This is a genomic window from Billgrantia zhangzhouensis (assembly GCF_021404465.1).
GTDB classification, from domain to species: domain Bacteria; phylum Pseudomonadota; class Gammaproteobacteria; order Pseudomonadales; family Halomonadaceae; genus Halomonas; species Halomonas zhangzhouensis.
The window spans coordinates 15,072-41,175 of record NZ_JABFTT010000013.1 but is presented as its reverse complement, the minus strand read 5'-3'; the positions used below and the strand labels follow the sequence as shown (position 1 = coordinate 41,175).

25 protein-coding genes are annotated in these 26,104 nt (G+C 64.4%); 16 read left to right on the top strand and 9 right to left on the bottom strand.

The window, feature by feature from the left end; all coding sequences use genetic code 11:
* Nucleotides 1-3: 3 nt before the first annotated feature.
* Together HOP51_RS16385 and bktB are read left to right on the top strand one after the other, a co-directional pair.
* Nucleotides 4-1,161 (top strand): acyl-CoA dehydrogenase family protein, encoded by a 1,158-nt coding sequence (locus tag HOP51_RS16385; protein WP_234274989.1) that lies wholly within the window; start codon nt 4-6, stop codon nt 1,159-1,161.
* Between the two features lie 31 nt (nt 1,162-1,192).
* Nucleotides 1,193-2,380, top strand: a complete 1,188-nt coding sequence (gene bktB / locus HOP51_RS16380) for a beta-ketothiolase BktB (protein WP_234274988.1) — start codon at nt 1,193-1,195, stop codon at nt 2,378-2,380.
* A gap of 41 nt (nt 2,381-2,421) precedes the next feature.
* Here bktB and HOP51_RS16375 read toward each other — a convergent pair whose 3' ends face one another.
* The 6 genes from HOP51_RS16375 to dctP all read right to left on the bottom strand — a co-directional run bounded on the left by HOP51_RS16375 (nt 2,422) and on the right by dctP (nt 8,088).
* Entirely contained in the window at nt 2,422-3,183 is a 762-nt protein-coding gene (locus HOP51_RS16375) for an SDR family NAD(P)-dependent oxidoreductase (protein ID WP_234274987.1), read from the bottom strand.
* A gap of 24 nt (nt 3,184-3,207) precedes the next feature.
* Nucleotides 3,208-4,140 carry a BKACE family enzyme gene (locus tag HOP51_RS16370; protein WP_234274986.1) on the bottom strand — a complete coding sequence of 311 codons (933 nt, stop codon included), beginning with the start codon at nt 4,138-4,140 and terminating at the stop codon, nt 3,208-3,210.
* Between the two features lie 144 nt (nt 4,141-4,284).
* The gene (locus HOP51_RS16365) at nt 4,285-5,058 is read right to left on the bottom strand and encodes an SDR family oxidoreductase (RefSeq protein ID WP_234274985.1); all 774 of its coding nucleotides are present in this window, start codon (nt 5,056-5,058) and stop codon (nt 4,285-4,287) included.
* A gap of 37 nt (nt 5,059-5,095) precedes the next feature.
* Nucleotides 5,096-6,430, bottom strand: coding sequence for a TRAP transporter large permease (locus HOP51_RS16360; protein ID WP_234274984.1), 1,335 nt, complete (start codon nt 6,428-6,430; stop codon nt 5,096-5,098).
* The gene (locus HOP51_RS16355; RefSeq protein WP_234274983.1) at nt 6,427-6,927 is read right to left on the bottom strand and encodes a TRAP transporter small permease subunit; all 501 of its coding nucleotides are present in this window, start codon (nt 6,925-6,927) and stop codon (nt 6,427-6,429) included. The genes HOP51_RS16360 and HOP51_RS16355 overlap by 4 nt, the downstream gene beginning before the upstream one ends.
* A gap of 66 nt (nt 6,928-6,993) precedes the next feature.
* Nucleotides 6,994-8,088: a TRAP transporter substrate-binding protein DctP gene (gene dctP, locus HOP51_RS16350; RefSeq protein ID WP_234274982.1), complete on the bottom strand. Its 1,095-nt coding sequence runs from the start codon at nt 8,086-8,088 to the stop codon at nt 6,994-6,996.
* Nucleotides 8,089-8,359: 271 nt separating this feature from the next.
* On the opposite strand from dctP, the gene HOP51_RS16345 reads away from it, so the two are divergent.
* The 3 genes from HOP51_RS16345 (at nt 8,360) to HOP51_RS16335 (ending at nt 12,355) form a co-directional block, all read left to right on the top strand.
* Complete coding sequence (locus tag HOP51_RS16345) at nt 8,360-9,400, top strand: AraC family transcriptional regulator (protein WP_234274981.1); 1,041 nt, start codon at nt 8,360-8,362, stop codon at nt 9,398-9,400.
* A gap of 271 nt (nt 9,401-9,671) precedes the next feature.
* Nucleotides 9,672-11,423: an AMP-binding protein gene (locus HOP51_RS16340; protein ID WP_234274980.1), complete on the top strand. Its 1,752-nt coding sequence runs from the start codon at nt 9,672-9,674 to the stop codon at nt 11,421-11,423.
* A 35-nt stretch (nt 11,424-11,458) separates the two neighbouring features.
* Nucleotides 11,459-12,355, top strand: a complete 897-nt coding sequence (locus tag HOP51_RS16335; protein WP_234274979.1) for a bile acid:sodium symporter family protein — start codon at nt 11,459-11,461, stop codon at nt 12,353-12,355.
* 10 nt (nt 12,356-12,365) lie between these two features.
* Here the strand turns inward: HOP51_RS16335 and HOP51_RS16330 are convergent, their stop codons facing one another.
* Nucleotides 12,366-13,382, bottom strand: a complete 1,017-nt coding sequence (locus HOP51_RS16330) for an AraC family transcriptional regulator (RefSeq protein ID WP_234274978.1) — start codon at nt 13,380-13,382, stop codon at nt 12,366-12,368.
* Between the two features lie 123 nt (nt 13,383-13,505).
* On the opposite strand from HOP51_RS16330, the gene HOP51_RS16325 reads away from it, so the two are divergent.
* The 6 genes from HOP51_RS16325 (at nt 13,506) to HOP51_RS16300 (ending at nt 20,150) form a co-directional block, all read left to right on the top strand.
* Entirely contained in the window at nt 13,506-14,219 is a 714-nt protein-coding gene (locus HOP51_RS16325; protein ID WP_234274977.1) for an ABC transporter ATP-binding protein, read from the top strand.
* The gene (locus tag HOP51_RS16320; protein ID WP_234274976.1) at nt 14,219-16,738 is read left to right on the top strand and encodes an ABC transporter permease; all 2,520 of its coding nucleotides are present in this window, start codon (nt 14,219-14,221) and stop codon (nt 16,736-16,738) included. The genes HOP51_RS16325 and HOP51_RS16320 overlap by 1 nt, the downstream gene beginning before the upstream one ends.
* Nucleotides 16,735-17,877: a lipocalin-like domain-containing protein gene (locus HOP51_RS16315; protein WP_234274975.1), complete on the top strand. Its 1,143-nt coding sequence runs from the start codon at nt 16,735-16,737 to the stop codon at nt 17,875-17,877. Before HOP51_RS16320 ends, HOP51_RS16315 begins: the two co-directional genes overlap by 4 nt.
* 18 nt (nt 17,878-17,895) lie before the next feature.
* Entirely contained in the window at nt 17,896-18,810 is a 915-nt protein-coding gene (locus tag HOP51_RS16310) for a LysR family transcriptional regulator (RefSeq protein WP_234274974.1), read from the top strand.
* Nucleotides 18,811-18,891: 81 nt separating this feature from the next.
* Nucleotides 18,892-19,332 (top strand): DoxX family protein, encoded by a 441-nt coding sequence (locus HOP51_RS16305; protein WP_234274973.1) that lies wholly within the window; start codon nt 18,892-18,894, stop codon nt 19,330-19,332.
* An 80-nt stretch (nt 19,333-19,412) separates the two neighbouring features.
* Nucleotides 19,413-20,150 carry a DODA-type extradiol aromatic ring-opening family dioxygenase gene (locus HOP51_RS16300; RefSeq protein WP_234274972.1) on the top strand — a complete coding sequence of 246 codons (738 nt, stop codon included), beginning with the start codon at nt 19,413-19,415 and terminating at the stop codon, nt 20,148-20,150.
* Here HOP51_RS16300 and HOP51_RS16295 read toward each other — a convergent pair.
* Complete coding sequence (locus tag HOP51_RS16295; protein ID WP_234274971.1) at nt 20,147-20,965, bottom strand: helix-turn-helix domain-containing protein; 819 nt, start codon at nt 20,963-20,965, stop codon at nt 20,147-20,149. The two genes, HOP51_RS16300 and HOP51_RS16295, sit on opposite strands and share 4 nt — an antisense overlap.
* 167 nt (nt 20,966-21,132) lie before the next feature.
* On the opposite strand from HOP51_RS16295, the gene HOP51_RS16290 reads away from it, so the two are divergent.
* From HOP51_RS16290 to HOP51_RS16280, 3 genes are read left to right on the top strand one after another with little or no spacing between them, the layout of a single operon-like run.
* Nucleotides 21,133-21,600: a hypothetical protein gene (locus HOP51_RS16290; RefSeq protein WP_234274970.1), complete on the top strand. Its 468-nt coding sequence runs from the start codon at nt 21,133-21,135 to the stop codon at nt 21,598-21,600.
* A gap of 1 nt (nt 21,601) precedes the next feature.
* Nucleotides 21,602-23,122 (top strand): tripartite tricarboxylate transporter permease, encoded by a 1,521-nt coding sequence (locus HOP51_RS16285; RefSeq protein WP_234274969.1) that lies wholly within the window; start codon nt 21,602-21,604, stop codon nt 23,120-23,122.
* A gap of 60 nt (nt 23,123-23,182) precedes the next feature.
* Nucleotides 23,183-24,151 carry a Bug family tripartite tricarboxylate transporter substrate binding protein gene (locus HOP51_RS16280; RefSeq protein ID WP_234274968.1) on the top strand — a complete coding sequence of 323 codons (969 nt, stop codon included), beginning with the start codon at nt 23,183-23,185 and terminating at the stop codon, nt 24,149-24,151.
* A gap of 74 nt (nt 24,152-24,225) precedes the next feature.
* Here the strand turns inward: HOP51_RS16280 and gloA are convergent, their stop codons facing one another.
* Nucleotides 24,226-24,759, bottom strand: a complete 534-nt coding sequence (gloA, locus tag HOP51_RS16275; RefSeq protein ID WP_234274967.1) for a lactoylglutathione lyase — start codon at nt 24,757-24,759, stop codon at nt 24,226-24,228.
* Nucleotides 24,760-24,899: 140 nt separating this feature from the next.
* Between gloA and HOP51_RS16270 the strand changes: the two genes are divergently transcribed.
* Complete coding sequence (locus HOP51_RS16270) at nt 24,900-25,424, top strand: C40 family peptidase (RefSeq protein ID WP_234274966.1); 525 nt, start codon at nt 24,900-24,902, stop codon at nt 25,422-25,424.
* 55 nt (nt 25,425-25,479) lie between these two features.
* Nucleotides 25,480-26,094, top strand: coding sequence for a thiamine phosphate synthase (thiE, locus tag HOP51_RS16265; protein WP_234274965.1), 615 nt, complete (start codon nt 25,480-25,482; stop codon nt 26,092-26,094).
* Nucleotides 26,095-26,104: the final 10 nt, after the last annotated feature.

Here is a 26,104-nt window from a genome sequence, read left to right as displayed (position 1 = left end):
TCCATGACCATGCCGCAAGACGACCTGACGCCGCTGTTCCACGACACCATCCGCCGCTTCCTCGAGCAGGAAGTGGCGCCCCACTACGAAGCGTGGGAAGAAGCTGGCGAGATGCCGCGCTCACTGTGGCAGCAGCTTGGCGAGGCCGGCCTGCTGGGCATCGACCTACCGGAGGAACTGGGCGGTAGCGGCGCCGACTTCGCCATCGTTCAGTTGGCGCTGGAGGAGATCTCGCGGCAGGGCTTCGGCGGGTTGGCCAGTGCCTACAACATCCACGCCAACATCGTCATACCCTACCTGCTGCACATCGGCACGCCGGCCCAGCGCAAGCGCTGGCTGCCGGCCATGGCCAGCGGCGAGACCATCGGCGCCATCGCCATGACCGAGCCCGGCGCGGGCAGCGACCTGGCAGCGATGAAGACTCGAGCCAGCCGTACCGAATCGGGCTGGCGGCTCGACGGTAGCAAGCTGTTCATCACCAACGGTCAGATCGCCGACCTGGTGATCGTCTGCGCCAAGACCGACCCATCCGCCGGCGCCCGCGGCGTCTCGCTGTTTCTGGTCGACACCACGCTGGCCGGCTTCTCCCGCGGCCAGCCGATCAAGAAAATCGGCCAGCACGCCAGCGACACCGCCGAGCTGTTCTTCGACGACCTGCATCTGCCGGCAGACGCCCTGCTCGGCGAGGCGGGCGCCGGCTTCGTCTACCTGATGCAGGAGCTACCCCGCGAGCGCCTCGGCGTGGCGGCCCAGGCATTGGGTGCCATGGAGGGTGCGCTGGCGCTGACCCTCGACTACGTGCGCGAGCGCCGCGCCTTCGGCCGCGCCGTGGGCGAGTTCCAGAACACTCGCTTCACCCTGGCCGAGGTGCGTGCGCAGATCGACATGGGCCGCGCCTACTTCGAGCAGTGCGTGGCGAAGTATCGCCAGGGGGAGATGAACGGTACCGACGCCGCCATCCTCAAGCTCCAGCTCAGCGAGATGCAGTGCCGCACCATCGACGCCTGCCTGCAACTGTTTGGCGGCTACGGTTATACCCGCGAGTACCCGATTTCGCGCTTCTACCTGGATGCCCGCGTGCAGACCCTCTACGCCGGCACCTCGGAAATCATGAAGGAAGTGATCGCCCGCTCGCTGCTCGGCAAGAGCGACGCGGCCTGATGGCTCACAAGATCCAAGACAGGAGAACCTCATGCGGCTCGATTCCGTCGTCATTCTCGGCAGCGCCCGCACCGCCATCGGCAGCTTCGGCGGCAGCCTGGCCGGGCTCGCTCCCCATGAGTTGGGCACCGTCACCGCCCGCGAGGCGCTGGCTCGCGCCGGCGTCGAAGCCGACGCCATCGACCATGCCGTCTACGGCCATATCATCACCACCGGACCCCAGGACGCCTACCTGGCGCGCCACATCGCCCTGGAAGCCGGCGTGCCCGAGGGCGCAGCGGCGTTCAACGTCAACCGCCTGTGCGGCTCCGGCGTGCAGGCGATTCTCTCCGCTGCCCAGCAGATCGTGCTTGGCGACAGTCGCCTCGCGCTGGCCGGCGGCTCCGAGTCGATGAGCCGCGGCGCCTACCTGCTGCCTCCTCAGGCGCGCAACGGCCTGCGCATGGGCCACGCCAGCGTTACCGACCTGACCCTGGGCGTGCTCAGCGACCCCTTCGGCAGCGGCCACATGGGCGTGACCGCCGAGAACATCGCCTCGCGCTGCGGGCTCGAGCGCGAGGCAATCGACCGCTTCGCCCTGGAGAGCCATCGGAAGGCCGCCCGCGCCATCGCCGAGGGCCGCTTCGAGAGCCAGATCGTGCCGGTCACGGTGCGCGAGGGTAAGAACGAGCGCCAGTTCGTGCACGACGAGCACGTGCGCGACGGCGTCACCCTGGAGGATCTCGCCCGGCTCAAACCCGCCTTCGCCAAGGAGGGTGTGATCACCGCCGGCAACGCCTCGGGCATCAACGACGGCGCCGCCAGCCTGGTACTGGCCCACGCCGACGAGGCCGACCGCCGCGGTCTTGCGCCCCGCGCACGGCTAATCTGCGCCAACACCGCCGGGGTCGAACCCAGCCTGATGGGCCTGGGACCGATTCCCGCCGTGCGCCGCTGCCTCGACGAAGCAGGGCTCAGCATGGCCGACCTCGACGTGATCGAATCCAACGAGGCCTTTGCCGCCCAGGCCATGGCGGTGGCACGCGAGCTCGACTTTCCCGCCGAGCGGCTGAACCCCAACGGCGGCGCCGTGGGGCTGGGCCACCCGGTCGGCGCCACCGGCGCGATCCTGACCATCAAGGCGCTGGCCGAGCTGGAACGCACCGGCGGCCGCTACGGACTGATCACGCTGTGCATCGGCGGCGGCCAGGGCATCGCCCTTCTGCTTGAGCGCACCTGACAGGAAAGACGGCACCGGGAGAATCACGGGAGGCGTGCATGTCAAAGCCTCAAGCCACCGTCACACTCGATGATTCGTCCGGTGAAGTAGTCGTTGTCAAAGATGAACGCCACGCTCTGGGTGATGTTGTCGGCGTCGCCCAGTCTTTTCAGCGGCACGCTGGCTGCCACTTTCTCGTACATGTCGGGACGCATGGCGGCTGTCATGGGCGTCTCGATGAACCCTGGCGCCACCGTGCCCGTACGAATGCCGTACCTGGCCAGTTCCTTGCCCCAGGTCACCGTGAGTGCATGCACTCCAGCCTTGGCCGCCGCGTAGTTGCTCTGGCCCATGTTGCCCGCGCGGGAGATGCTCGAGATGTTGACGATCACACCCCCGCGCCCCGCTTCGACCATCTGCGTCGCCGCTTCACGTCCGCACAGGAAGACGCCGGTCAGGTTCACGTCGATCACTCGCTGCCATGATTCGAATGACATACGCTTGGTAACCGCCCCGTCCTCCACCTTGAGCAGCAACGCGTCGTCAGTGATGCCGGCGTTGTTGACGCAGCCTGCTACCGGCCCCAACCGCTGAGCGACATCGGCGAATGCCTCGACTACCGATGATTCGTCGGCAACGTCCAACTGAAAGGCGTGAGCAGTGATGCCTTGCGCCACCAGCGAAGAGACCGCCTCGTCCAGGGTTTCCGCACTTCTGTCGAGCAGCGCGACTGTGGCGCCCTGGCTGCCGAGGCACTGCGCCATGGCATAGCCGAGCCCGCGAGCGCCACCCGTGATCACAATGACCTCGTCGTTGATTTTCATGTGCTTCTTCATCCTGTCGTCTTGTCAGAAGCCGACCTTGTCGGCGCCTTTCAACTGCAGCAATTCACGCGCCTCGTCGGGGGGCGCGATCTCGAAGGAGAGTCCTTCGAGTATTTCCCGCACCTTGGCCACCTGGCTGGCATTGCTCTCGGCCAGCTTGCCCGGCGCGAGCCACAGCGAATCCTCTAGGCCTACCCTCACGTGCCCGCCCATGGCGGCAGACTGGGCGGCAATGCGCATCTGGTTGCTGCCAGCGCCCAACACGGACCATTCGTAGCCATCACCGAACAGACGATTGGCGGTACGCCGCATATGCAGCACGTCTTCCGGATGCGGGCCGATACCGCCCAGGATGCCGAACACGCTCTGCACGAAGACGCGCCCGTCGATGAAGCCGCGATCCATGAGATTGCGCAGGTTGTAGAGATGGCCGATGTCGTAGCATTCGCACTCGAAGCGAGTGCCGCTCCCGGCGCCCAGCGTCATGGTCTTCTCGATATCGGCAAAGGTGTTCCTGAACACCAGGTCGCGACTCTTCTCGAGGTGCTCCACCTCCCACTCGTGCTGGAAACTTTCATAGCGCTTGAACATGGGGAACAGGCCGAAGTTGATCGAACCCATGTTGAGCGAGGCAAGTTCGGGCTTGAACTCGATGGCCGGCCGCATGCGCTCCTCCACGCTCATGTGCGGGCTGCCGCCGGTGGTAAGGTTGACTACGGCGTCGGTGGCCTTCTTGATGCGCGGCAGGATGCGTTCGAAAACGCTAGGGTCCTGGGTAGGCTTGCCGTTGTACGGATCACGTGCATGAAGGTGGAGAATGGCGGCGCCGGCCTCGGCGGCAGCGATACCTGCCTCGGCGATCTCCTCCGGGGTGACCGGCAGGTGCGGCGACATGGAGGGGGTGTGGATCGCGCCGGTCAGGGCGCAGGTGATGATGACCTTGCGTTGTGATGCCATGGTTAATCTCTCCAGCTATGTCAGGTCCAGAAGCATTCGGTGCAGCACCGATGGGCCATCGGGAGCGTCGTAATAAGGCACAGGCGAGCCGTCTGGCACCGGGAATTCCGGTGCCAGCGTTCAGGCGCTACCTGGAGGTGTCGTTTACAACGATTCGACGTTGGCGCAGACGCTCAGCGCTTGACCCGAGATGTTGGCGCCGGCGGGGGCGGACAGGAACAGCGCCATGGCAGCGATATCCGTGGGCTCGACCATGCGCTTCATGGACACCCCCGAGAGATACTCTTTCTCCATCTCGGCGTAGCTGAGCCCGCACTTGGCGGCCCGGTCCGCGATGACTCTCTCGATGCGCGGCCCGCGAACGATACCGGGCAGGATGGCGTTGACCCTCACTCCCTCGGTGCCGAGCTCGGAGGCCAGGCTCTTGGTCAGGCCGACGATGGCCCACTTGCTGGCCGCGTAGGGCGTGCGATAGGCGAGCCCCAGGCGACCGGCCACCGAAGACATATTGATCAGCACGCCCTGGCTCTCGCGTAGCAGCGGAACGGCCCGGTGGGCGACCCGGTACTGGCCGTTGAGATTGATGTCGATGGTACGGGTCCAGGCCTCGTCGTCGACCTCGTCGATCCCGGCAGTCGGCCCGGCGATGCCGGCGTTGTTGATCACCACATCGAGACCACCCAGCCCAGCGACATCCTGGAACAACTTCTCGATGTCGGCCTCCTGACTGACATCGGCCACGGTGTGGCTGATCCCCTCGGGCAGCGCAGCCAGCGCCTGGGTATCGATATCGCAGACGTGCACCCGGGCGCCCGTTTCGTAAAAGGCCTGGGCCATGACCAAGCCGATGCCATTGCCGCCTGCGGTGATCAGCACCCTGAGGCCAGGGCGTGGAATCAAGCTATCGATGACTTTCATTGTTTTTTACTCCATTTCATCTCAGGACCGATCTGATTCATCTGTCCATCAACAAGGAAGGCAGACCGGTAATCAGCACGGGGAAGAACGCCATCAGCAGGCAGGCCAGCACGATCAGCGCGCAGAAGGGAATCACCGCCTTGTAGAGGTCGATGATCTCGACCCCCTTGGGCGCCACGCCCTTGAGGTAGAACAGCGCATAGCCGAACGGCGGGGTGAGGAAGGAGGTCTGCAGCACCACCGCCACCATCACCACGAACCACAGCACGTCGACCCCCATGTCGGCGACGATCGGCAGCATGATCGGGAAGCTGAGCAGCACGATGCCGGTCCAGTCGAGGAACATGCCCAGGAGGAAGACCAGGAACAGCATCAGGATCAGTGCCCCGGTGGTACCGCCGGGCATCGCCATGACCAGTTCGCTGATCACCGTCATGCCCCCGCCGCGGGAGAACACCCCGGTGAAGGCGGTGGCGCCGACCAGCACCAGCATCACCATGGCGGTGGTCTTGCTGGCATCGATCAGTGTCCTGAAGCAGGTGGTGAGCTTGCGGTCACCGAAGATCAGGAACAGCAGGAAGGCGATCCCCACGCCAATGGCCGAGGCCTCGGTGGCGGTGGCGATGCCGGTGAACAGCGCACCGAGCACACCGAGGATCAGGGTCATTGGCGGCAGCACGTACTTGGCCAGCATGGCCAGCAGTTCGCCGGTGGAGACGTTGGCCCGCTCCTCGGCGGGTACCGGCGGACCATAGGCCGGCTTGACCAGGCAGATCACCAGCACGTAGAGGGCGTACATGGCGCCGAGCAGCAGTCCCGGCACCAGCGCGCCGGCGAACAGCGCCCCCACCGACACCGGCGAATAGCTCGCCATCAGGATCAGCATGATGCTGGGTGGGATCAGGATGCCCAGGCAGCCGCTGGCCATGATCACACCGGTGCTGAGTTCCTTGTTGTAGCCATACTTGAGCATGGGCGCGAGGGCGATCATGCCCATCACCGCGATCGAGGCGCCGACGATGCCGGTGGTGGCGGCGAGCAGCACCGAGACGATGACCACGGTCAGCGCCAGGCCGCCGCGGAGATTGGCCAGTAGCAGGCGCATCGCCTCGAACATCTTCTCGGTGACGCCTGAGTCGTTGAGGAAGCGCGCCATCAGCACGAACAGGGGGATGGCCACCAGGACGTAGTTGTCCATGGCGTTGCCATAAATATTGTTGATGATGGTGCCGAGCACACGCTCGCCCGGCCCCAGATAGGCGCCGACGACGGCGACGCCGCCCAGTACGAAGGCCAGCGGATGGCCCATGAACAGCCCGACGAGCAGGCCGCCGAACATCACCAGGGTCAGCATTTCCGGACTCAGGTTCATGCGGCTTCCTCCCGGAGCTGACGAACGGCGCGGATGACGATGGCAAGGGCCTGCAGCAGGATCAGCGCCGCCGCCAGCACGATCACCCCCTTCACGGGATAAACGGGAATGGAGACCACACCATAGGTGGTTTCACCACGGCTGTAGGAGCGCATGAAGAAGCTCCAGCCCAGCGTCAACATCATCCAGATGAAGGGGACGAAGAAGATCAGGTAACCGAGCAGGTCGAGTACTGCCTGCTTCTTGCGCGACAACAGGCGCTTGAGCACATCGACCTCGACGTGGGCATGATGGCGCAGCGCGTAGGCGGCCATCAGCATGAAATGGGCGCCGAACAGCATCTTGGTGATGTCGAAGGCCCAGTCGCTCGGTCGCCCGGTGAACAGGCGCAGGGCAATATCGTAGAGCACCACCAGGGTGATGATGGCGATCAGCGGTGCGATGACTCGCCCGAACACCTCGTTGAGCGTGTCGATCGCCTTGGCAATCGCATTCATGGGTCAAGTCTCCGACCTCAGGACTGAAACGCCCCGGCCAGGCACCGGGGCGACGTGAGGAGCGCCTTACAGACAGGCTTCGATGGCTTCGAGGTCGGGCAGGTTGTCGAAACTGCGGCTCATGTTGTAGGGCACGGAAACATCACGCCAGTTGGCGTAGTGCTGCAGGTAGCTAATCATGGAGTGGTAGACCTTGGCATGGTCCGGGTGCTCGCAGGCACCGCGCACGATCACCTCGTTGGTGATTTCCTGGATACGCGCCATATCCTCTGCGCCGTAGGTGGAGATCTCTACCCCGGCTTCCCGGAACTTGACCGTACCCTCGGTCGACTGGCGCTCGGACCAGGCCAGCGACCAGGCCATGGTGGCATCGGCGGCGATCTTCAGCTTCTCCTGGGTTTCCTCGGAGAGCGCATCCCAAGCATCCTGGTTGATCATCACGCCGAACACCGTGGCTGATTGATGCCATCCCGGTGTGGCCCAGTAATCCGCAACTTCAGCCAAACCGACACTATAGTCAATGCCCGGAGCAGAGAACTCAGCAGCATCGACCACGCCACGTTCGATGGCCTGGTAAACCTCACCGCCGGCAAGCGTCACTTGGGAGCCGCCCAGTTGTTCCAAGACACGCCCTTGATCACGGCCAGCAATACGTAGGCGCTTGCCGTCCAGGTCGGCCAGGCTCTTAATAGGAGTACGGCCCATGAAGCCGGATTCGTTATTCAATATTCCATAAGGAAGGTAAACCAAGCCAAATTGTCCGTATATCTCCTGATAGAGTTCCCGGCCTCCCCATTGCTGGATCCAGTTCAGGTAGTCGACGGCGTTGAACAGGCTGGTCGTGGTGGCCAGCGGCGAGAAGGCGGGGTTGCGGCCGGCCCAGTAGCCGGGCCAGTCGCCAGCCGCCTCGATACTACCGGTCTCGGTGGCGTCGAACACCTCCGTACCTGGCATGAGTGTTCCACCGGCAAAAAACTCAATTTGCAGTTCATTACCGGCCAGCTTATTAACCAATTCGGCCCAGTGTCGATCGATCTTGACTGCATCGATGCTGTCTGGCCAGGTGGAGGTCATGGTCCAGCTTTGCTGGGCTTGAGCGCTAGTGCCAAGGGAGGTCAGGATAGCAAAACTGGCGGTAAGAATAGCGTGCTGGTATTTCATTTTATTTTCCTTCGAAAACTCAGCCAACAGGCTGATTTTTGAGAAATCTAATAGTTGTTTTCAGATTCCTCCTTGGCATACATGCACAAGAAGGCGCCCGTTAACGAGCGGCGACAACACCTCCCACCTCAAGGCACTTCGCGGCAAGCCCGTTTTGCAGAGCTGGGGAGCCATATTGTCTGGGGCTACTCTACAAAGGTATTCTAGGCTAGCGGAAGGTCGAAACCGGTCTTCATGAGGTCTTTTTCGGACATTCTTGACGAGGCTCTACATGCCCGGTTTTCAATCCAACCTCTTGAATCAAAAAATTTATGCTCCGTACAAAATTGCCGCTTTGGTGGGAGCTGTGGCAGAACAAGGCATTCCGGCCGAGGAGGTACTGAGGGGCCTGGGCTTGAGTCAGGAAGCGCTCACGGACCCCGCCACACTGGTCTCGATAAAGCAGTACATCGATGCCTGCACCAACGTCATCGAGGCAGGCGCCAACCTTTCGACCCCGTTTGAAACGGCCGCCAGGCTACATTTGACCGCTTACGGCATGTACGGTTACGCCTTGCTCACGAGTCCGACTATAAGAGACTATTTCAATTTCGGTGTGAAATATCATCCGTTGGCCACGCCGACAATGCATATGACCTGGCGTGAAACTGAAGAGGCAGCCATTTTCGAGTTCAGGGAAGCCTACTCTTACATTACCAATACCAAGACACGAAATTTCTTGATACAGCAACAGTTGGCTCAGAACGTCATTCACATCCGTGACGCAGTGGGTCCTAGCTTGACGCCGATGAAAGCTCTGCTTTCCTATCCGGGAACCGACATCACGGAAATTCATGAAAGGTACCTGTGCTGCGATTGCTACTTCGACCAAGAGACGAGCGAGATCCACTATCCCAAGGAAATTCTCGATCAGTCGCCCCTTCTGGGTAACCAGCTCTCCATCAAACTACTCCAGGAGACCTGCAACCAACTCCTCGGCCAAACCAAGATTTCTTCAGGAATCACAGGGGAGGTCTATCAGATCCTGATGATGTCGCCGAACAGCTTTCCCAGCATGGAGGCCGTCGCCAATCTGCTCTGCATCACCACACGTACCCTGAGAAGAAAGCTGGACGCAGAGGGAACGAGCTATCGGGAAATCCTGGATGATGCTCGCTGCACGTTGGCAGCCGAGTACCTTCAGGCAACGAAAATGAGTACTGAAGATATCGCGGCGAGGCTGGGCTTCAGCGACAGCGCGAATTTCCGCAGGGCCTTCAAGCGCTGGACCGGCAAATCACCGTATGCGTTTCGAAAAGGCGCTTCAGGTTAATTCGTCCGCTAACTATCAAACCGGCTCGGCAGGATGACGTACCTACTACCGCTTTCTATTGGTATCTAACAACGAGGTGTTGCCTCGTGAGAGTTCAGCCTTTCCGATTTCCGGACATCTGTGCGATTCTTTCTAAACGTTCAATATATCCATATCGCATTGCAGCAGAGCTGAATACTGTACGAAGGTAATAAAAAAGGTCTGAGTCGCTGTATTCAGAGCAGGAGCGACTGCCCTGCGCAGCAGCCAGACCACCCACGAGAGGCCATTCATGTCGAACGTTCAGTATTACGATAACAAACCCTGGATGAGCCATTACCTTGCCGTCCGCCCTGACACCGGTGAAGCCGCCGCCAGCCATCACCTTCATGATAGCCTGCCGGCACTCATCCAGGCGGCCGGGCAGACCTACAGCCAGCAACTCGCCTTCACCACCTGCATGCCCAACGGCATGAACGGCCGCCTGACCTACGCCGAAGTGGAAGAGATGTCGGATGCCTTCGCCGTTTACCTGCGCGAATGTCTCCAATTGGAAGCCGGCACCCGCGTGGCCGTGCAGATGCCCAACTGCCTGACGCTGCCCGTGGTGGCCTTCGGTATTCTCAAGGCCGGCTGCATCCTGGTGAACGTCAATCCGCTCTACACCAAGCGAGAGATGGCGCATCAGTTCAACGACAGCGGCGCCCAGGCCCTGGTCATCGTCGACATGTTCGTCGACAAGCTGGAGGCGATCATCGAGCAGACGGGGATCAAGCAGGTGGTGGTCACCTCCATTGCCCAGTGGTTCCCGCCCATGGTGAAAGGGGTCTTGCAACTGGTGCTCAAGTATTGGAACCGGGTGATTCCCAAGCACCGGCTGGATGTCGAGAGCATCGATCAGGCCCTGACGAAAGGGCGCCAGGCGAAGACCGCCGGCATCGATGTTCGCGCGTATTGGCAGCATCTGACCCGTGCGGATACCGCCTTGCTGCAATACACGGGCGGCACCACCGGGGTCAGCAAGGGCGCCGAGCTGACCCATGGCAACCTGATCAGCAACCTGGAGCAGGTCGACTCGGTGGCCGGCAGTCACATCGAGCCCGGCAAGGAATGCATCCTGACGGCGCTGCCGATCTACCACATCTTTGCCTTCACCGTGAACCTGCTGGCCTTTTACCACAAGGGCGCGCACAACATTCTAGTGCCCAATCCACGGCCGATCCAGAACTGCCAGCGCGCCTTCGACAACTACGACATCTCCTGGATCTCGGGCGTCAACACGCTTTACAACGCCCTGCTGAACGAAGAATGGTTTACCGTCTATCCGCCCCGCTCCATGAAGGTGGCGCTGGCCGGCGGCACCGCACTGCACAAGGCGGTCGCCGAGCGCTGGCACAGCGTGGTGGGCAGCCCCATCGTCGAAGGCTACGGCCTGACGGAAACCTCCCCCGTGATCTGCTTCAACCCCATTGGCCAGGAGCGCCCGGACTCCATCGGCATACCCGCTCCGGATACCGACGTGCGCATCGTCGATAATCAGGACGAGCCGGTAGCGGTAGGTGAACCGGGAGAAATCATCGTGCGTGGGCCGCAGGTGATGAAGGGCTACTGGAACCGCCCCGAGGAGACCGCCAACGCTCTCAAGGATGGCTGGTTCTACACCGGCGATATTGGTGTCATGAGCGAAGACGGCCGTTTCCGCATCGTCGACCGCAAGAAGGACATGATTCTGGTCAGCGGTTTCAACGTCTACCCCAATGAAGTCGAAGACTGCATCGCCCGTATTCCCCAGGTACAGGAATCAGCGGTGATCGGCGTTGCCGACGCCCAGACCGGAGAGGCCGTGCATGCCTATGTGGTGCTGCGCGAAGAAGGCATCAGCGAGAAGGATGTCATCGCCCACTGCAAGCAGGAGCTTGCCGGCTACAAGGTGCCGAAAAAGGTGGTGTTCTGGGACGAGCTGCCCAAGACCCCCGTCGGCAAGGTACTGCGCAAGGAAGTGCGAGCCGCCGCCACTGGCGGTACCCCCTCATCGGTCGCGTAACGGATCTGATAACAACAAATGCTGGAGCATAACGAATGCTGAGCCCATTGGAAGAGACCCTGCTCTCCCTCATGATGGTGATCATCATGTTCGGCATGGGGTCGTCGCTGACCTTCAAGGACTTCAGGCTGGCCATGCGCCACCCGCAGGCCGTCGGTGTGGGGTTCGCCTCCCAGTACATGCTGATGCCGTTGATCGCCTTCCTGCTGTCGCGGGTACTGAACCTGACCCCCGAACAAACGGTGGGCCTGATACTGGTGGGTTGCATGCCCGGCGGCACCACGTCCAACATCTTCGCCTATTTCTCGAAGAGCCTGCTCAGCTTGAGCATCATGATGACCATCTGCTCCACCCTGGCCGGTTTCATCATGGTGCCGCTGCTGATGGAGCTCTACACCCAGGGCATCGACGACGCCTTCCGCATACCGCCGGACCAAATCGCCCGGCTGCTCTTCGTGCTGCTGATCCCTACCCTCATCGGCATGTGGCTGCGGCGCAGGAACTCCAACGTCGGCGCCGTCATCGAGCTGATGGGGGGCATCCTCGGGGCGATCGTCATCCTCTTCCTGGTGGTCACCTGGGTACCCAGGAATTGGCGCCTGCTGGTCGAGACCGGCTGGGAGGTCTATGTCGCCGTCATTCTGATCGGCCTGATCGGCTTCACCTTCGGCTACCTGTTCTCCCGCGCGCTGCGGCTGAATCCGCAGAAAGCCAGAACAGTGTCGTTGGAAACCGGCATTCAGAACGGTCCGCTGGCGGCGCTGATCGTGATCATGACCTTCGCCGATGAAACCCAGCAGCTGGCCCTGCTGATGCCGGTGATGTACTCGCTGTTCATCGTTATCAACTCCACTATCGCCACGCTGTTCTATCGCCGCATGACCCGGCGCGAGGAGCTGGCACGGGATCAGGCCAAGGTCGAGCCGGCCTGACGGCGCGGGTTCAGGCGCTCTGGGGCAGCCTTGTACTCGCCCGCCGGTAAGCGGCGGGCGAGTTGCCCGTCCAGCCCTTGAAGGCACGGCTGAAGCAGGCCAGGTCCTGAAAACCCAGCTCGTCGGCGATGGCTAGCAGCGGCCGCTCGCTGCGGGTCAGGGCCTGGATGGCGAAGTCGCGCCGAAACTCGTCCTTCACCGCCTGGAAGTGAGTGCCCTCGGTGGCCAGCCGCCGCGACAGCGTGCGCACCGACATGTGCAGCGCCCGAGCCACGTCATGCACCGAACCTGAGGTGGCCAGATGGCGCGCCAGGTGCTCGCGCACTCGATGCGACACCACGCGATCCTCGAAGGAGACGTAGAACCAGTCGGCCGGCGCCCGGCGCAGGAAGGCGCCCAGGTGCTTCTTGGTCTGGCGGATCGGCTGCTCGAGCAGGGCGGCATCGAAGTAGATGGCGGTCTGCTCGCGCTCGAAGCTCACCTTGCCCGGATAGAAGTAGAGATAGTCAGCGCTGTGGGATGGCTGCGCGTAGGCGCACTCCATCATCACCGGAGGGATCTTGCGTGCGACCATCCACGAAGCGATACCGTGGAACAACTTGAGCATCAGCTCGTGCACCAGGATGCGGCTGCCCGCGGGCGGACGGTGCTCCACCAGCGCCACCCGCGCCAGCCCGTCCTCGACGCGAGACTCATAGCCGAAGTCATCCAGCACGATGCGGAAGAACAGCGTGTAGCGATGCAGTGCCACCTTCAGCGTGGGCGCCTCCAGCACGCTCAGGCACAGTAGCTTGAGCGTGCCGCTGCGCAGCGGCCGGGCGAAGAAGCCCGGCGTCTCGTCGTCATACGCGTTGACCAGCAGCCGGTAGAGCGTAGCGAACTGCTCCACGGTCACCCGCCCATGGGGCGCAGTGAGCAGGAACGGCGAAATGCCTGCACGAGCGAGATAACCTTCGCGGGCCGCCTCGCTCTCGGGCACCCCGCGGAACAGCTCGTTGACGAAATGCATGGATACCGTGACGGTCACGCTCGCCTCCCTCCGGCTTCGGCCTGGCGACATCGGGCCGCGAGCTCATGGTAAGTTACTCGCTGCCTTGGTTGGATACTCTGCAACCCTGGCATCATCGCTGCAATGTCGACGGGAGCCGCCATGCTCGAATTCCGCCAGGTTCACAAGACCTACGCCACGCCCCAGGGGCCGCTTGCAGTGCTGGAGGGCGTCGATCTCGATCTGCGCGGCGGCGAGAGCCTGGCGCTGATGGGCGAGTCCGGCAGCGGCAAGTCGACCCTGCTGCACCTGGCGGCGGGACTCGACCTGCCGGACAGCGGCGAGGTGCTCCTTGCCGACCGCTCGATCTCCGCGCTGGACGAACCGTCCCGCGCCCGGCTACGCCGCGACACCCTGGGCCTGGTGTTTCAGCAGTTCCACCTGGTGCCGAGCCTGAACGTGCGCGACAACCTGCGTCTGCAAGCGCGGCTGGCCAGGCGCGAAACGCCCGAGTGGTCATCGCATCTGATTGAGCGGCTGGGCCTGGCCGGCCTGGAACGGCGCTACCCCGAGCAGCTCTCCGGCGGCCAGCAGCAGCGCCTGACCATCGGCCGCGCGTTGGCGCCACGCCCCGCCCTGCTGCTGGCCGACGAACCCACCGGCAACCTCGACGAGACCACCGCCGGCGAGGTGCTGGCCCTGCTGCTGGAACTGGTGCGCGAGGCCGGCAGCGCCCTGCTGATGGTGACTCACAGCGCCCAGGTGGCGGCACCGCTGGATCGCTGCCTGCGCCTCACCCACGGCCGACTGGATTCTCTCTCCGAATCGGGGCTCACGGAATCGGGGTCCACGGAACCGGAGCCGAGCCGCCGCTGATGCTGACCGCCTTCGCCACCCTGCTCTCCCACTACAAGCGTCACCCCGGCCAGCTCGCCATGCTGCTGCTTGGGCTGTGGGTGGCCAGCGCCCTGTGGAGCGGCGTACAAGCGATCAACGCCTCGGCCCGCGATAGCTACGCCCGCGCCGAGGCGCTGTTCACCACCGGGCTCGACCGCCTGGAGCGCCGCGACGGCGAGCCACTGACCCGCGACGACTACCTGCGCCTGCGCCGCGCCGGCTTACCCGTTTCGCCGCTGTTGGAGGGCACACTGGAGGCGCCGGACGGTACCCAACTGACGGTGATCGGCATCGAGCCCTTCACCCTGCCCGGCGATGCCCCCTTCGCCACGGCGGGTAACACATCTTCAAGCCCAGGTGAACTCACCGACTTTCTCACCCCTCCGTGGCAAACCCGCGTCGCCCCGGATACCCTGCCGGCGCTGGGGGTGAGCCACCGCGATGCCCCTGGCGCCGAGCCGCGTCTGGCCGGCCTGGTCGAGGCCCGGCTGCCGCCACTGACTCTGGCCCCCATGCTGCCTCCCGATACCTTGGTGATGGACATCGCCGCCGCCGCATCGCTGCTCGACAGCGGCGAGCGCCTCACCCGCCTGGTCACCGCCCCTGAGGCGCTCGCGCAGGCCCCCGAGGGGCTGGTACTGACCCGGGCGGCCACGCTGGTCTCACCCGGTCAGTTGACCGAGAGTTTCCACCTCAACCTCACCGCCATGGCGCTGCTGGCCCTAGCGGTGGGGCTGTTCATCGTGCAGGCGGCGCTGGGCCTGGCCCTGGAGCAGCGTCTGGGGCTCTTGCGAACGCTGCGCGCCCTGGGGGTGTCAGGGCGCGGGCTGGTCGGCCTGCTCGCCCTGGAATTGTTACTGCTGGGCATCATCGGCGCCCTGGCCGGCATCGTCAGCGGTGTGTGGCTGGCCCGGGTACTGCAGCCCGACGTGGCGGCCACCTTGGGCAGCCTCTACGGCGCCGACGTGGCGGTCACCCTCAACCTACCGTGGCACTACTGGCTCGGCGGGCTCGCCGTAACCCTGGGCGGGCTGCTGCTGGCCGGCAGCGGCGTGCTGTGGCGAGCGGCCCGCTTGAGCGTGCTGGGCCTGGGCCAGGCCCAGGCCTGGCGCAGCGGCTTTCATCGTCAGCTGCGGTTCATGGGCATGGCGGGTGGCATCGTGGCCCTGGGCGGCCTGGCCCTGTGGCTGTGGCTCGCCTGGCAGCCGCCGGGTGAGGGGCTGCTGGCCGGCTTCGGCCTGGTCGCCGCGCTGCTGCTGGCCAGCGCGCTGTGGCTGCCGCCGCTGATCGCCCTGCTGCTGGCCGGGCTGGCTCACCTGCTGCATCGCCGCCCCTTGGCCCAGTGGGCGCTGGCCGATCTGCAGCTGCAACTGCCGCGACTGGCGCTGGCGATGATGGCGCTGCTGATCGCGCTCTCCGCCAACCTGGGCGTGAGCAGCATGGTCGGCGGCTTTCGCCTGACCTTTCTCGACTGGCTCGACCAGCGCCTAGTGGCGGACTTCTACCTGCGCCCACCCACCGAGCAGCACGACGACATCTACACCTGGCTGGCCGAACACAGCGAGGTCGTCGAGCTGCTACCCACCCGCCGCAGCGAGGCCACGCTGGTGGCCGTGGAACGAGGCACTGACGCGCACGAACGAGCCCTGCCGGTAGGTGTCTATGGCATCACCCCCGGCGCGTCGCTGTTGCCGAGCTGGCCACTGCTGGCGACCCGGGCCGGCCGCGACGAAGCCTGGCAGGCCTTCGCCGCGGGCGAGGCGGCCTTCGTCAACGAGCAGCTCGCCATCGCCGAGGGGCTCGCCCCGGGCGACCGCATCACCCTGTCGGCGCCGGGTAGAGAAGCGATTCTACCGGTGGCCGCCGTTTACCCCGACTACGGCAATACCCGTGGCGAAGTGCTGCTGGCCACGCCGGAGCTTGCCAGCCGCTTCGCCGCCCCGCCGGGCTCCATCGGTATCGTGCTGGCCCCGGGCGGCGACGAAGCCGCGCTGCGAGCAGGCTTGCGCCAGCACTTCGCCATCGGCGGCGACGAGCTGGTGGACCAGCGCGAGGTGAAGCGCATCGCCACCGGCATCTTCGAGCGCACCTTCACCATCACCCGAGCGCTCTCCGCGCTGACCCTGGCGGTAGCCGCCTTGGCGCTGCTGGCGAGCCTGCTGGCCCAGGCCCGGGAGCGTCGCCTTCAGTTGGCACCGCTGTGGGCGCTCGGCGTGCCGCGCCAGCGGCTGGTGACGGTTCAGCTGGCGCAGCTCGGCGGTTCTGCCTTCGTGGTCGGTGCCCTGGCACTGCCACTGGGCACGCTGCTGGCACGGGGGCTGGTGGCGGTGATCAACGTGGCGGCCTTCGGCTGGCGCCTGCCGCTGTACGTCTTCCCCGGCGAGATGGCACTGACGCTGGCCACTGCGGTGGGCGTGGCCCTGGTGGCGGCAGCGCTGCCGGCAGTGAAGCTGTGGCGCACGCCGCCCCGAGCCTTGCTGGCGGAGGAGTCCACATGATCCGTTGCAGCACTCTATCAGCGCTGCTGGTCGCGCTCTGGCTCGCGGGCTGCAGCGAGGAGCCGCCACCCGGCGAGACCGCCGGTTTCGCCGGGCTGGGTCAGGAAGCCGGCGACTTCTCCCAGGCCCAAGAGGGCATCCGCCTGAGTTTCCCCGAGGACCACGCCGCCCACCCGGACTACCGCATCGAGTGGTGGTACCTCACCGCCAACCTCGAGGACGAACGCGGCGAGCCGCTGGGCCTGCAGTGGACCCTGTTCCGTCAGGCGCTCACTTCTCCTGACGAACGCCCCGACTCCGCCCCCTGGGCCGCCGACCAGCTGTGGATGGCGCACATGGCGGTCTCACAGGGAGAGACCCACCGGGTGGCGGAGCGCTTCGCCCGCAGCCATTCCGGGCAGGACGACGGCCAGGCGGGCGCGGTGGCCGAACCCTTCCGCGCCTGGATCGACCACTGGCAGTTGGCCAGCCGTGTCGAACATGACGAAAGCGACACCTTCGCCGAGCTCACGCTGACGGCTCACCAGGATGACGAGCACGGCGGCTTCGGCTATGACCTGACTCTGGTCGCCGAGGGGCCGCTGGTGCTGCACGGCGTGGCGGGCTTCAGCCAGAAATCCACCGACGGCCAGGGTTCGCTCTACTACAGCCAGCCGTTCTGGCGCGTGGAGGGCGAGGCCACCCTGGACGGCGAGACCCGCGTGGTGAGCGGGCGCGGCTGGCTCGACCGCGAATGGAGTAGCCAACTGCTGGGGCCCGAACAGCAGGGCTGGGATTGGTTCTCGCTGCATCTGGAGAGCGGCCACAAACTGATGGTTTTCCAACTGCGCGGTGGTGGCGCCGATGGCGGCGACTACCGCTCCGGCACCTGGATCGACCCCGAGGGCGAGCCCACCGCGCTGGCCCCGGACGAGATCGCCATGACGCCGCTGGCCACCCAGCGCGTGGCAGGGCACGAGGTACCGACCCGCTGGCGCCTGGAGATCCCTCGCGCCGGGTTAGATATGATCGTCGAGGCGCCCCACGCCGAGCGCTGGATGGACACCAGCGTATCCTACTGGGAGGGCGAAGTGATCGCCTACGATGCCGAAAGCGGCGAGAATCGGGGTATCGGCTATCTGGAAATGACCGGCTACTGAGGTGCGCGAGGAGGGCCCATGAACCTGCTGGATGCCATGACCGCCTTCGCGCGGGTCGCCGAACTCGGCAGCTACACCCGTGCGGCGGAAACATTGGATCTCTCGCGCACGCGTATCTCGCGCCTGATCATGGAACTCGAGAGCCACCTGGGCGTGCGCCTGCTGCAGCGTACCACCCGGCGGCTGCACCTCACCGAAGCCGGTGAGAGCTACCTGGCCAGCGTCCAAGGCATCCTGCAAGCGCTGGATGAGGCCGAGGCCGAGCTGGGCGCCGGCACCAGCGAAGTGCGAGGCCGGCTACGGGTCAACGGCCCGATGTCCTTCGGCACGCGCTTTCTCTCTCCGCTGATCACGCGCTTCATGCTCGAGCACCCTGCGCTCGAGGTACGCCTCGATCTCAACGACCGCCGCGTGGATCTTCTGGAGGAGGGTTACGATCTGGCCATCCGCATCGGCAGCCTGCCCGACTCCAGCCTGGTGGCGCGGCGCCTGGCGCGCTGTCGCCTGGTGCCGTGCGCTTCCCCTGAGTATCTGGTCCGATTCGGCGAACCGCGAACGCTCGCAGAACTGACCGAACACCACTGCCTGCGCTATCGCACTATCGGCGGCAGCGAATGGCAGTTCGGCGGGCAGCGCCTCACGGTTCATGGTCCGCTGGAGAGCAATAACGGCGACGTGCTGACCCAGGCCGCCGAGGCCGGGCTGGGCATCGCCCATCAGCCGAGCTTTCTGATCACCGAGAGCATCCGCCAGGGGCGCCTGGTACCGCTGTTGCAGAACGAGGAGCCGGTCATGCTGGGAATCTACGGCGTCTACCCGGCGCGACGTCACCTACCGGCCAAGGTCGAACGGCTGCTCGACTACCTTGCCGAAGCCTGGGGCGATCCACCCGAATGGGAGCGGGACATAGGATTGTCGCCCATTACGCAATAAAGTTGTTCACAACAGGATGATTATCCCAATAAAAATGCGGCGTAGAGTGAAGGCATCCCTGACAACAACGGAGTTCTTCCCATGCCAACCACCGCTACCCCGATTGCCGCTTCATTGCCTCACGCCGCACAAACACAATCTCAAGCCCATGCCACCGCCCTGCTGCGCGTGTCACTCGGCGTCATGGCCTTGGCTCACGGCCTGCTCAAGGTGTTCGTCTTCACCGTGCCCGGCACCGTGGGCTACTTCGAGTCGCTCGGCCTGCCCGGCTTCATTGCCTACCTGACTATTCTGGCCGAGGTCGGCGGCGGACTGGCGCTGATGCTCGGTATCTACACCCGTTGGGTAAGCCTGGCCCTGGTGCCCATCCTGCTCGGCGCCGCCTGGGTCCATATCGGCAACGGCTGGGTCTTCTCCAACCCGGGCGGCGGCTGGGAATTCCCGGTATTCTGGATCATCGCCCTGCTGGTCCAGGCCGGCCTCGGTAGCGGCAGCTTCATCGTCAGCCGTCGCTTCGCCTGACCTCTCTGCCTGAACTGGCCCACTGCCTGGCGCCGCCCCGCGGCGCCAGCCTTCGAGGAGCTTTGCCAAGGAGCTATGCCATGTTGCCCAGCCTGTTCATTTCCCACGGCTCGCCCATGCTGGCCCTCACCCCAGGGCCGGCCCATGACTTCCTGCGTGAACTCGGCGCCGGTCTTTCGCCCAAGGCCATCGTAGTGGTCTCTGCCCACTGGGCCAGCGAGCGCCTGCTGGTGAGCGTCAGCCAGCGACCCGAGACCATCCACGACTTCGGCGGCTTTCCTCGTGAGCTCTACGAGTGCCAGTACCCGGCACCGGGCGACCCCGAGCTGGCCCTGCGCTTGGCCCGCACGCTCAATGCCGTGCCGGTGGAGCGAGGCCTGGACCATGGTGCCTGGGTGCCGCTGTCGCTGATGTTCCCTGCCGCCGACGTGCCGGTGGTGTCGCTGTCGCTGCCAGTGACCTGGTCGAATCAGGCGCTGGTCGAGATCGGCGCAACACTGGCAGTGTTGCGCTCTGAAGGCATGCTGGTGATCGGCTCGGGCAGCCTGACCCACAACCTCAGCGAGATTCAGGTGCAGGGCGCACCGACGCCGGCCTGGGTCGGCGAGTTCACCGACTGGGTACACGGCAAGCTGACGAGCGGCGAACGCGATGCGCTGCTGGCGTGGGAAACCGCGCCCCAGGCACGGCGCAACCACCCCACGCCGGAGCACTTCCAGCCGCTGCTGGTGGCGCTGGGCGCGGGCGGCGAAGCCAGTCGCCTGCACCACAGCGTGGAGCATGGGGTGTTGGCCATGGATGTCTACGCCTTCGCCTAGAACTCCCGCTGGTGCCGCGCCCGGAAATGCGGCTCGCCCGGTGCCACGTCGTTGCGCACCGCCGCCAGCAGCGCGGCATCCAGGCCAGGGGCATCGAGAGGGAGCAGGCCACACTGCGACAGCGCCCGGCGCAGCCCCACCTGCTCATCGATCCGCTCGAACAGCACCCGCACGCAGCAGGGCATGCGCTCGCTATTGTCCGCCACGCCGAGCCGAAGCCCGGTCAGCCGTGTTACCTGGCTCTGGAAGGTCGGGAACAGAATGGTATGGGTCACTTCATAACCGTTGAGAGTTTCGTAATCGGTCAGAAAGATACGGTCGGCGAGCTTGACCGCGACCCCCGTGTAGCGGTTGTGGCAGGGTCGAGCCTGATTCGCACCCTGCATGCGCTCGGTGCGCTGATAGACGACGCCGCTCTCCCGTTCCTCCAGACACACCAGCGTACGTATGACATGCCCGGGCTGAGCCATTGAGTGGTAGTATTCGAAGTAGCGCCCCAGGTAGCGAGCCATGCCCTCGCGGCCGTGCTGCAATAACGCCTCCGGCCAGCCGACGCCTTCCATGCGCGACGGCTCACGCAGCAGCCGTCCCGCCTGAACCAGAGAAATGAAGTTTTCATGCGGCAGATAGAGTTCGTGCTCTTCCACTCCAAAGAAAGCGCAGAGGCGCCGCATGGCGGCATGCCGGGGCCGATAGCGCCCATTCAGGTAGCGGTTGAACTGAGCGCGATTGATCTCCAGCCGACGGCATACCTCGGCAATCGAGGGGTAATAGCTGCATAGCAGCCGAAGGTTGGCGACAAAGTCGTCGTGCATGTGGGCTCCCGATGCGCCATGCAGGGTGGTGCAGTCTGGCGCACTTACCTTCGCAGAATCTGCATCAGAGTGCAACGTAGCGCCAAATCCCACCCAGGCCTGGAATTGTTTCAATCCTTTTCCAACGCAACCGCTTCCCTCATACCGGATCGGCGCCGAACAATAAAATGACCGAAAACCATACCGTATTACGCATGAACTTCTGGTCCGGCCTGGGCGTCGCCACCTTCGCGGTGCTGCTGCTCACTTGGGTCGTGCCCCATTACGGCGGACGCGGCTTCGCCGTCGGCATGCATCCTCGTACCCTGGCCACTCTCGGCGCCTGGATCATGCTCGTTTGCGCCCTGGCCCTGGTACTGCTCAGCGCTATTGCACTGATCCGCCAGCGCCTGCCGTTCTTCCGCCTGCCCAAGCCGGGGTATCTGTGGCATCAGACCTGGCCGTTTCTCTTCGTGCTTGCCTTCATCGTGCTGGTGGATCGTTTCCCGCTGACCTGGGTAGCGCCGTTCCTGATCGGCTCGCTGTTGCTGGTCCTGGGCGAGCGGCGCTGGTATGTGGTGCTGCTGACGGCGATGATTCCCGCCATCGGGCTGTATGGGTTAACGGCGCATCTGATGCGCATCGGAGTGGTGTGAGATGATCGGGTTCGATGCCATTCTTGCGTCATTTGCCGCGGCGCTGCACTACGAGTCGATCGCGATCATTCTCGGCGGGGTGCTGCTGGGTTATATCGTGGGGGTGATCCCGGGTCTCAATCGGGCGGTGGCAATCGCCATTGCCATTCCCCTGACCTTCTACATGTCGGCCTATGCGGCCATCGCCTTTCTGATCGGATTGTCCAAAGGCACCGCGGCGGGCAGTGCGGTGTCGGCGATTCTGCTCAATACGCCGGGCGAGCCGTCGTCGGCGGCGACCTGCCTGGACGGCTTTCCCATGGCGCGGGCGGGCAAGCCGCGCAAGGCGCTCAAGGTGGGCTTGTTGGCCTCGGTGATCGGCGATCTCCTGGCCACGCTGCTGTTGATTGCGGTGGCGATTCCCTTCGCCTCGGTGGCGCTCAAGTTCGGTCCTTATGAGCTGGCGGCCATTCTGATCTTTGCCTTGGTGTTCATCGCCGGTATGGCGGGGGGCTCGTTCCTCAAGGGCCTGGCGGCCGGCGGCATGGGGGTGATTCTCGGAACCGTGGGGCTCGATCCCGAAACGGGCGCGGCACGCCTGACCTTCGGTCATGCCGAGCTGATGGAGGGAGTGCCGATCCTGCCGCTGGTGATCGGCACGCTGGCCTTGGCCGAGATGTTCGTGCAGCTCGATGAGTATCGCCGCAACAGGGGCGCCAGCGTGATCAAGCTGGGCAAGGACAAGCAGGACAACCTCTCCTTCCGCGAGTTCAAGGGCACCCTGCCGACGATCTTCAAGAGTACCGGGGTGGGGGCCTTCGTTGGTGCCCTGCCGGGGCTGGGGCCATCGGTAGGGGCGTTCATGGCCTATGGCCTGGCCAAGCGCAGCGCCAAGGATCCGGACAGTTTCGGCAAGGGCAATCCAAACGGCATCGCTGCCGCCGAGGCGGCGGACAATGCGGTGATCCCGGCCAGCTACATTCCGCTGTTCGGCCTGGGCATTCCAGGCAGCGTGTCGGCGGCACTGCTGGTCGGGGCGTTCATGATCCACGGCATCCAGGTGGGGCCGTTGATGCTGCGCGACCATCCCGAGATGCTGTTCACCCTGTTCTCGGGGATGATCGTGGCGAGCCTGTTGATGCTGGCGGTGGGCTGGTACGGCCTGCGCATTTTCGCCAAGGTCACCAGCGTGCCGCCGCACATCGTGATCCCGGTGGTGATCTTTCTCTGCCTGGCGGGCATTCAGGTACAGGGCTACGGCACATTCGGCCTTGTCACGGTATTTGCCTTCGCCATCTTCGGCTACTTCCTGAAGAAGTTCGACTACTCCTTCGTCACCTTTCTGGTGGCGTTCATCGTCACGCCGATGCTGGAAATGAACCTGCGCCAGGCAGTGATTCTCTCCGGCGGCGACATCGCCATTCTGCTTGACCGCCCCATCGCTCTGGCCTTCGTCGTCTTCACCGTGCTGATGACGCTGCACCTGGCCTGGAGCAGCTACCGCCAGTGGCGGCAGAAGCGGCTGAAGGCGGCAGGCAGTTGAACCCGAAACCGGCATTGGCCGACCTAACCACCACAACAATGTAACTACGAGGTTCGACGCATGAAAATGAAACTGCTGGGTACCGCCCTTCTCTCTTCCGCCGTGGCCTTCGGTGCAGCCGGCATGGCCCAGGCCGATGAGTTTCCGACCAAGCCGCTGACGCTGGTGGTAGGCTTCGGCGCAGGCGGCTCCACCGACATCCAGGCCCGCGTGCTGGCCAACGTGCTGGAAGACGAGCTCGGCCAGCCGGTCAACGTGGTCAACCAGCCTGGCGCCGGCGGTGGCGTGGCCCTGGCCCGCCTGGCCAACAACACCGACGAGGGCTATACCTTCGTCTTCGGCACCTCGATGACCATCACCTTCGGCCCGCTCTCCACCGAGACCACCTACGACCTTGACGATTTCCGTTACGTGGCCGGCGTGACCCTGGGCCAGTCGGCCATGGTGACAGGGGAAGATCGCCCCTTCGGCGACAGCTGGGAGGAACTGGTGGAGTACGCACGGGAAAACCCGGGCACCAGCTATGCCACTCAGACCGCCCTGGATCGCATGATCATCGAGTACATCGCCCGTCAGGAAGGGCTCGACCTGCGCATCGTGCCCACCTCCGGCGGTGCCGGCATGGCGCCGCTGATTCTCTCCGGTGACGTCGATTTCGGCTACAGCGGCGGCACCCACTCCGGTTACGCCGAGACCGGCGAGATGCCGGTGCTGCTGAGTCTGGCCGAAGATCGTCTGGTGGCCTTCCCCGATGCACCGACCCTGCAGGAGGCTGGCTACGACATCAATGCCGCCGAAATCCGCGTGGTAATGGTGCCGAAGGATGCTCCGGACGCCCACGTCGAGCGTCTGGCCGAAGCGCTGGAAGCCGCCACCCAGGACGAGCGCTTCATCGAGATCACCGAAGAGCGCATCCTGATGCCGGTGACCTACCTCCCCGAAGACGAAGTGACCCAGACCCTGCGCGACCAGGTGGAGGGCTACAAGGCGCTGATCGAGGAGCTCGGCGGCCTGCCCGACGAGGAGTGATCGCGACCCGTTACTCTAGCTCTAGTGCCGACGCCGCCCATGGGCGGCGTCGCTGCTTACGTGAGCCTGGGTACTCAGTCGCCCAGCGCTCCCAGGCGATCAGCCTGGACCACCTCGATCCAGTAGCCGTCCACGTCCTTGACGAACACGACGTCCTTCATCTTGCCCTGGTCGGAGCGCTTCACGAATTCCACTTCGTTGGCATCGAACCACGCCTCGGCGACCTCGAGGTCCGGTACCGAGAAGCAGATATGGCCAAAGCCCTGGGGCTGGGCATTACCATCGTGATAGGCGAAGTCGTCCTGGCTCTCGGTGCCCCAGTTATGGGTCAGCTCGAGCAGGCCTTTCTGGCGGAAGGTCCATACCGTGCGCTCGCTTTCCTCCTCGGGTGCCTGCTCGTTTTCATCCAGCTTGGCCAGGAAATAGAGCGAAAACCCCATCTCTTCGAAATCGAGGCGGCGCATGACCTGCATGCCGAACACTCGCGTGTAGAAAGCCAGTGACTTCTCTGGATCCTTGACCCGCAGCATCGTGTGGTTGAGGCGAAAGCCCTGCGAATCCGCCGTGGGCACCTGCACGCCGGGATACTGCTCTCCCTTGAAGCTCATGCTTCTCTCCTTACCTTAGGCTGTGGCATGGGCTCTCGATGATGCGGGTCGCTTTGAGGTTTTTCCAGCCGCCAGCCGCTGCAATACGCTCCCCGTTCGCGCTAAAGTAGGAAAAATACTGCTGCGTAGAGCGACCGCCGATGCCGACCTCATCCCCGTCAAGCCCGCTTACGCTGAGGCTGTTCAGCCATCTCGCTGGATGCTCTTTATGCCAGTTGGTCTGCCTGCTGGCACTGACTCTGCTGGCCGGCTGCGCCAGCCGCGACCTGGCCACCCACGACCCGCGCAGCGACGCTCTTTCCATCGAACGCGCCCTGATACTCGCCACCGCCAAGAATGCCTTGGGCACGCCTTATCGACTGGGCGGCAATACGCCGGAGGGGCTCGACTGCTCCGGGCTGGTGGAAATGGCCTATCGTTCGGCCGGCATCAAGGTTCCGCGTACCGCCGACGAGCAGTACCGGACACTGCCCGCCGTCGATCGTGCCCAGCCCGGCGATCTGCTGTTCTTCGGCGACCGGCGCAAGGCCACCCATGTCGGTATCTACCGCGGTAATGGCCAGATGATTCATGCTCCAGGTAGCGGGCGCGAGGTCACCAGCGTGCCGCTGCATATCGATTACTGGCAGGATCGCTTTTTAGGTGCCGCCGGCCCCGCGCCCTGAACTCTTTCGTCAGCACAGGTAAGATGAAGGGCCTTCAAATCACAGCGGTGATACCATGCCTCTCGATCTTTCTCTCTATCTGGTAACCGACCCCGAACTCTGCGCCCGCCATGGCCTGGTGGAGACCGTGGTGGCCGCGGTGCGTGGTGGGGTCACCGTCGTGCAATTGCGCGACAAGCAGGCTGCCGATGGCGAAATGATCGATCAGGCACGCCGTCTCAAGGCCGCGCTGGCTGGCAGCGGCGTGCCGCTGATCATCAACGATCGCCTGGCGGTGGCAGTGGAGAGCGGCGCGGACGGGCTGCATATCGGCCAGGATGATGGTGACGTGGCCGTGGCCCGGAGCGCCCTGGGCGAAGGGGCGATTCTCGGCCTCTCGGTGCAGAACCATACGCAGCTTGCCCGCCTCGACCCGGTTGCGCTCGACTACCTCGGCTTCGGACCGGTATTCGCCACCTCGACCAAGCGTGACCACGCCACACCGCTGGGCTTCGACGGCCTGGCCGCTCTGGTGGCGGCAAGCCCGCTACCGGCGGTGGCCATTGGCGGGCTCAAGGCGGAGCATGCCGGGAATGTGCGGGGGGCTGGCGCCAAGGGGCCGGCCGTGGTGTCGGCGATCTGCGGTCAGCCCGACCCCGAAGCCGCCGCCCAAGCGTTCTTCGTCGATTGAAAGCATGGTG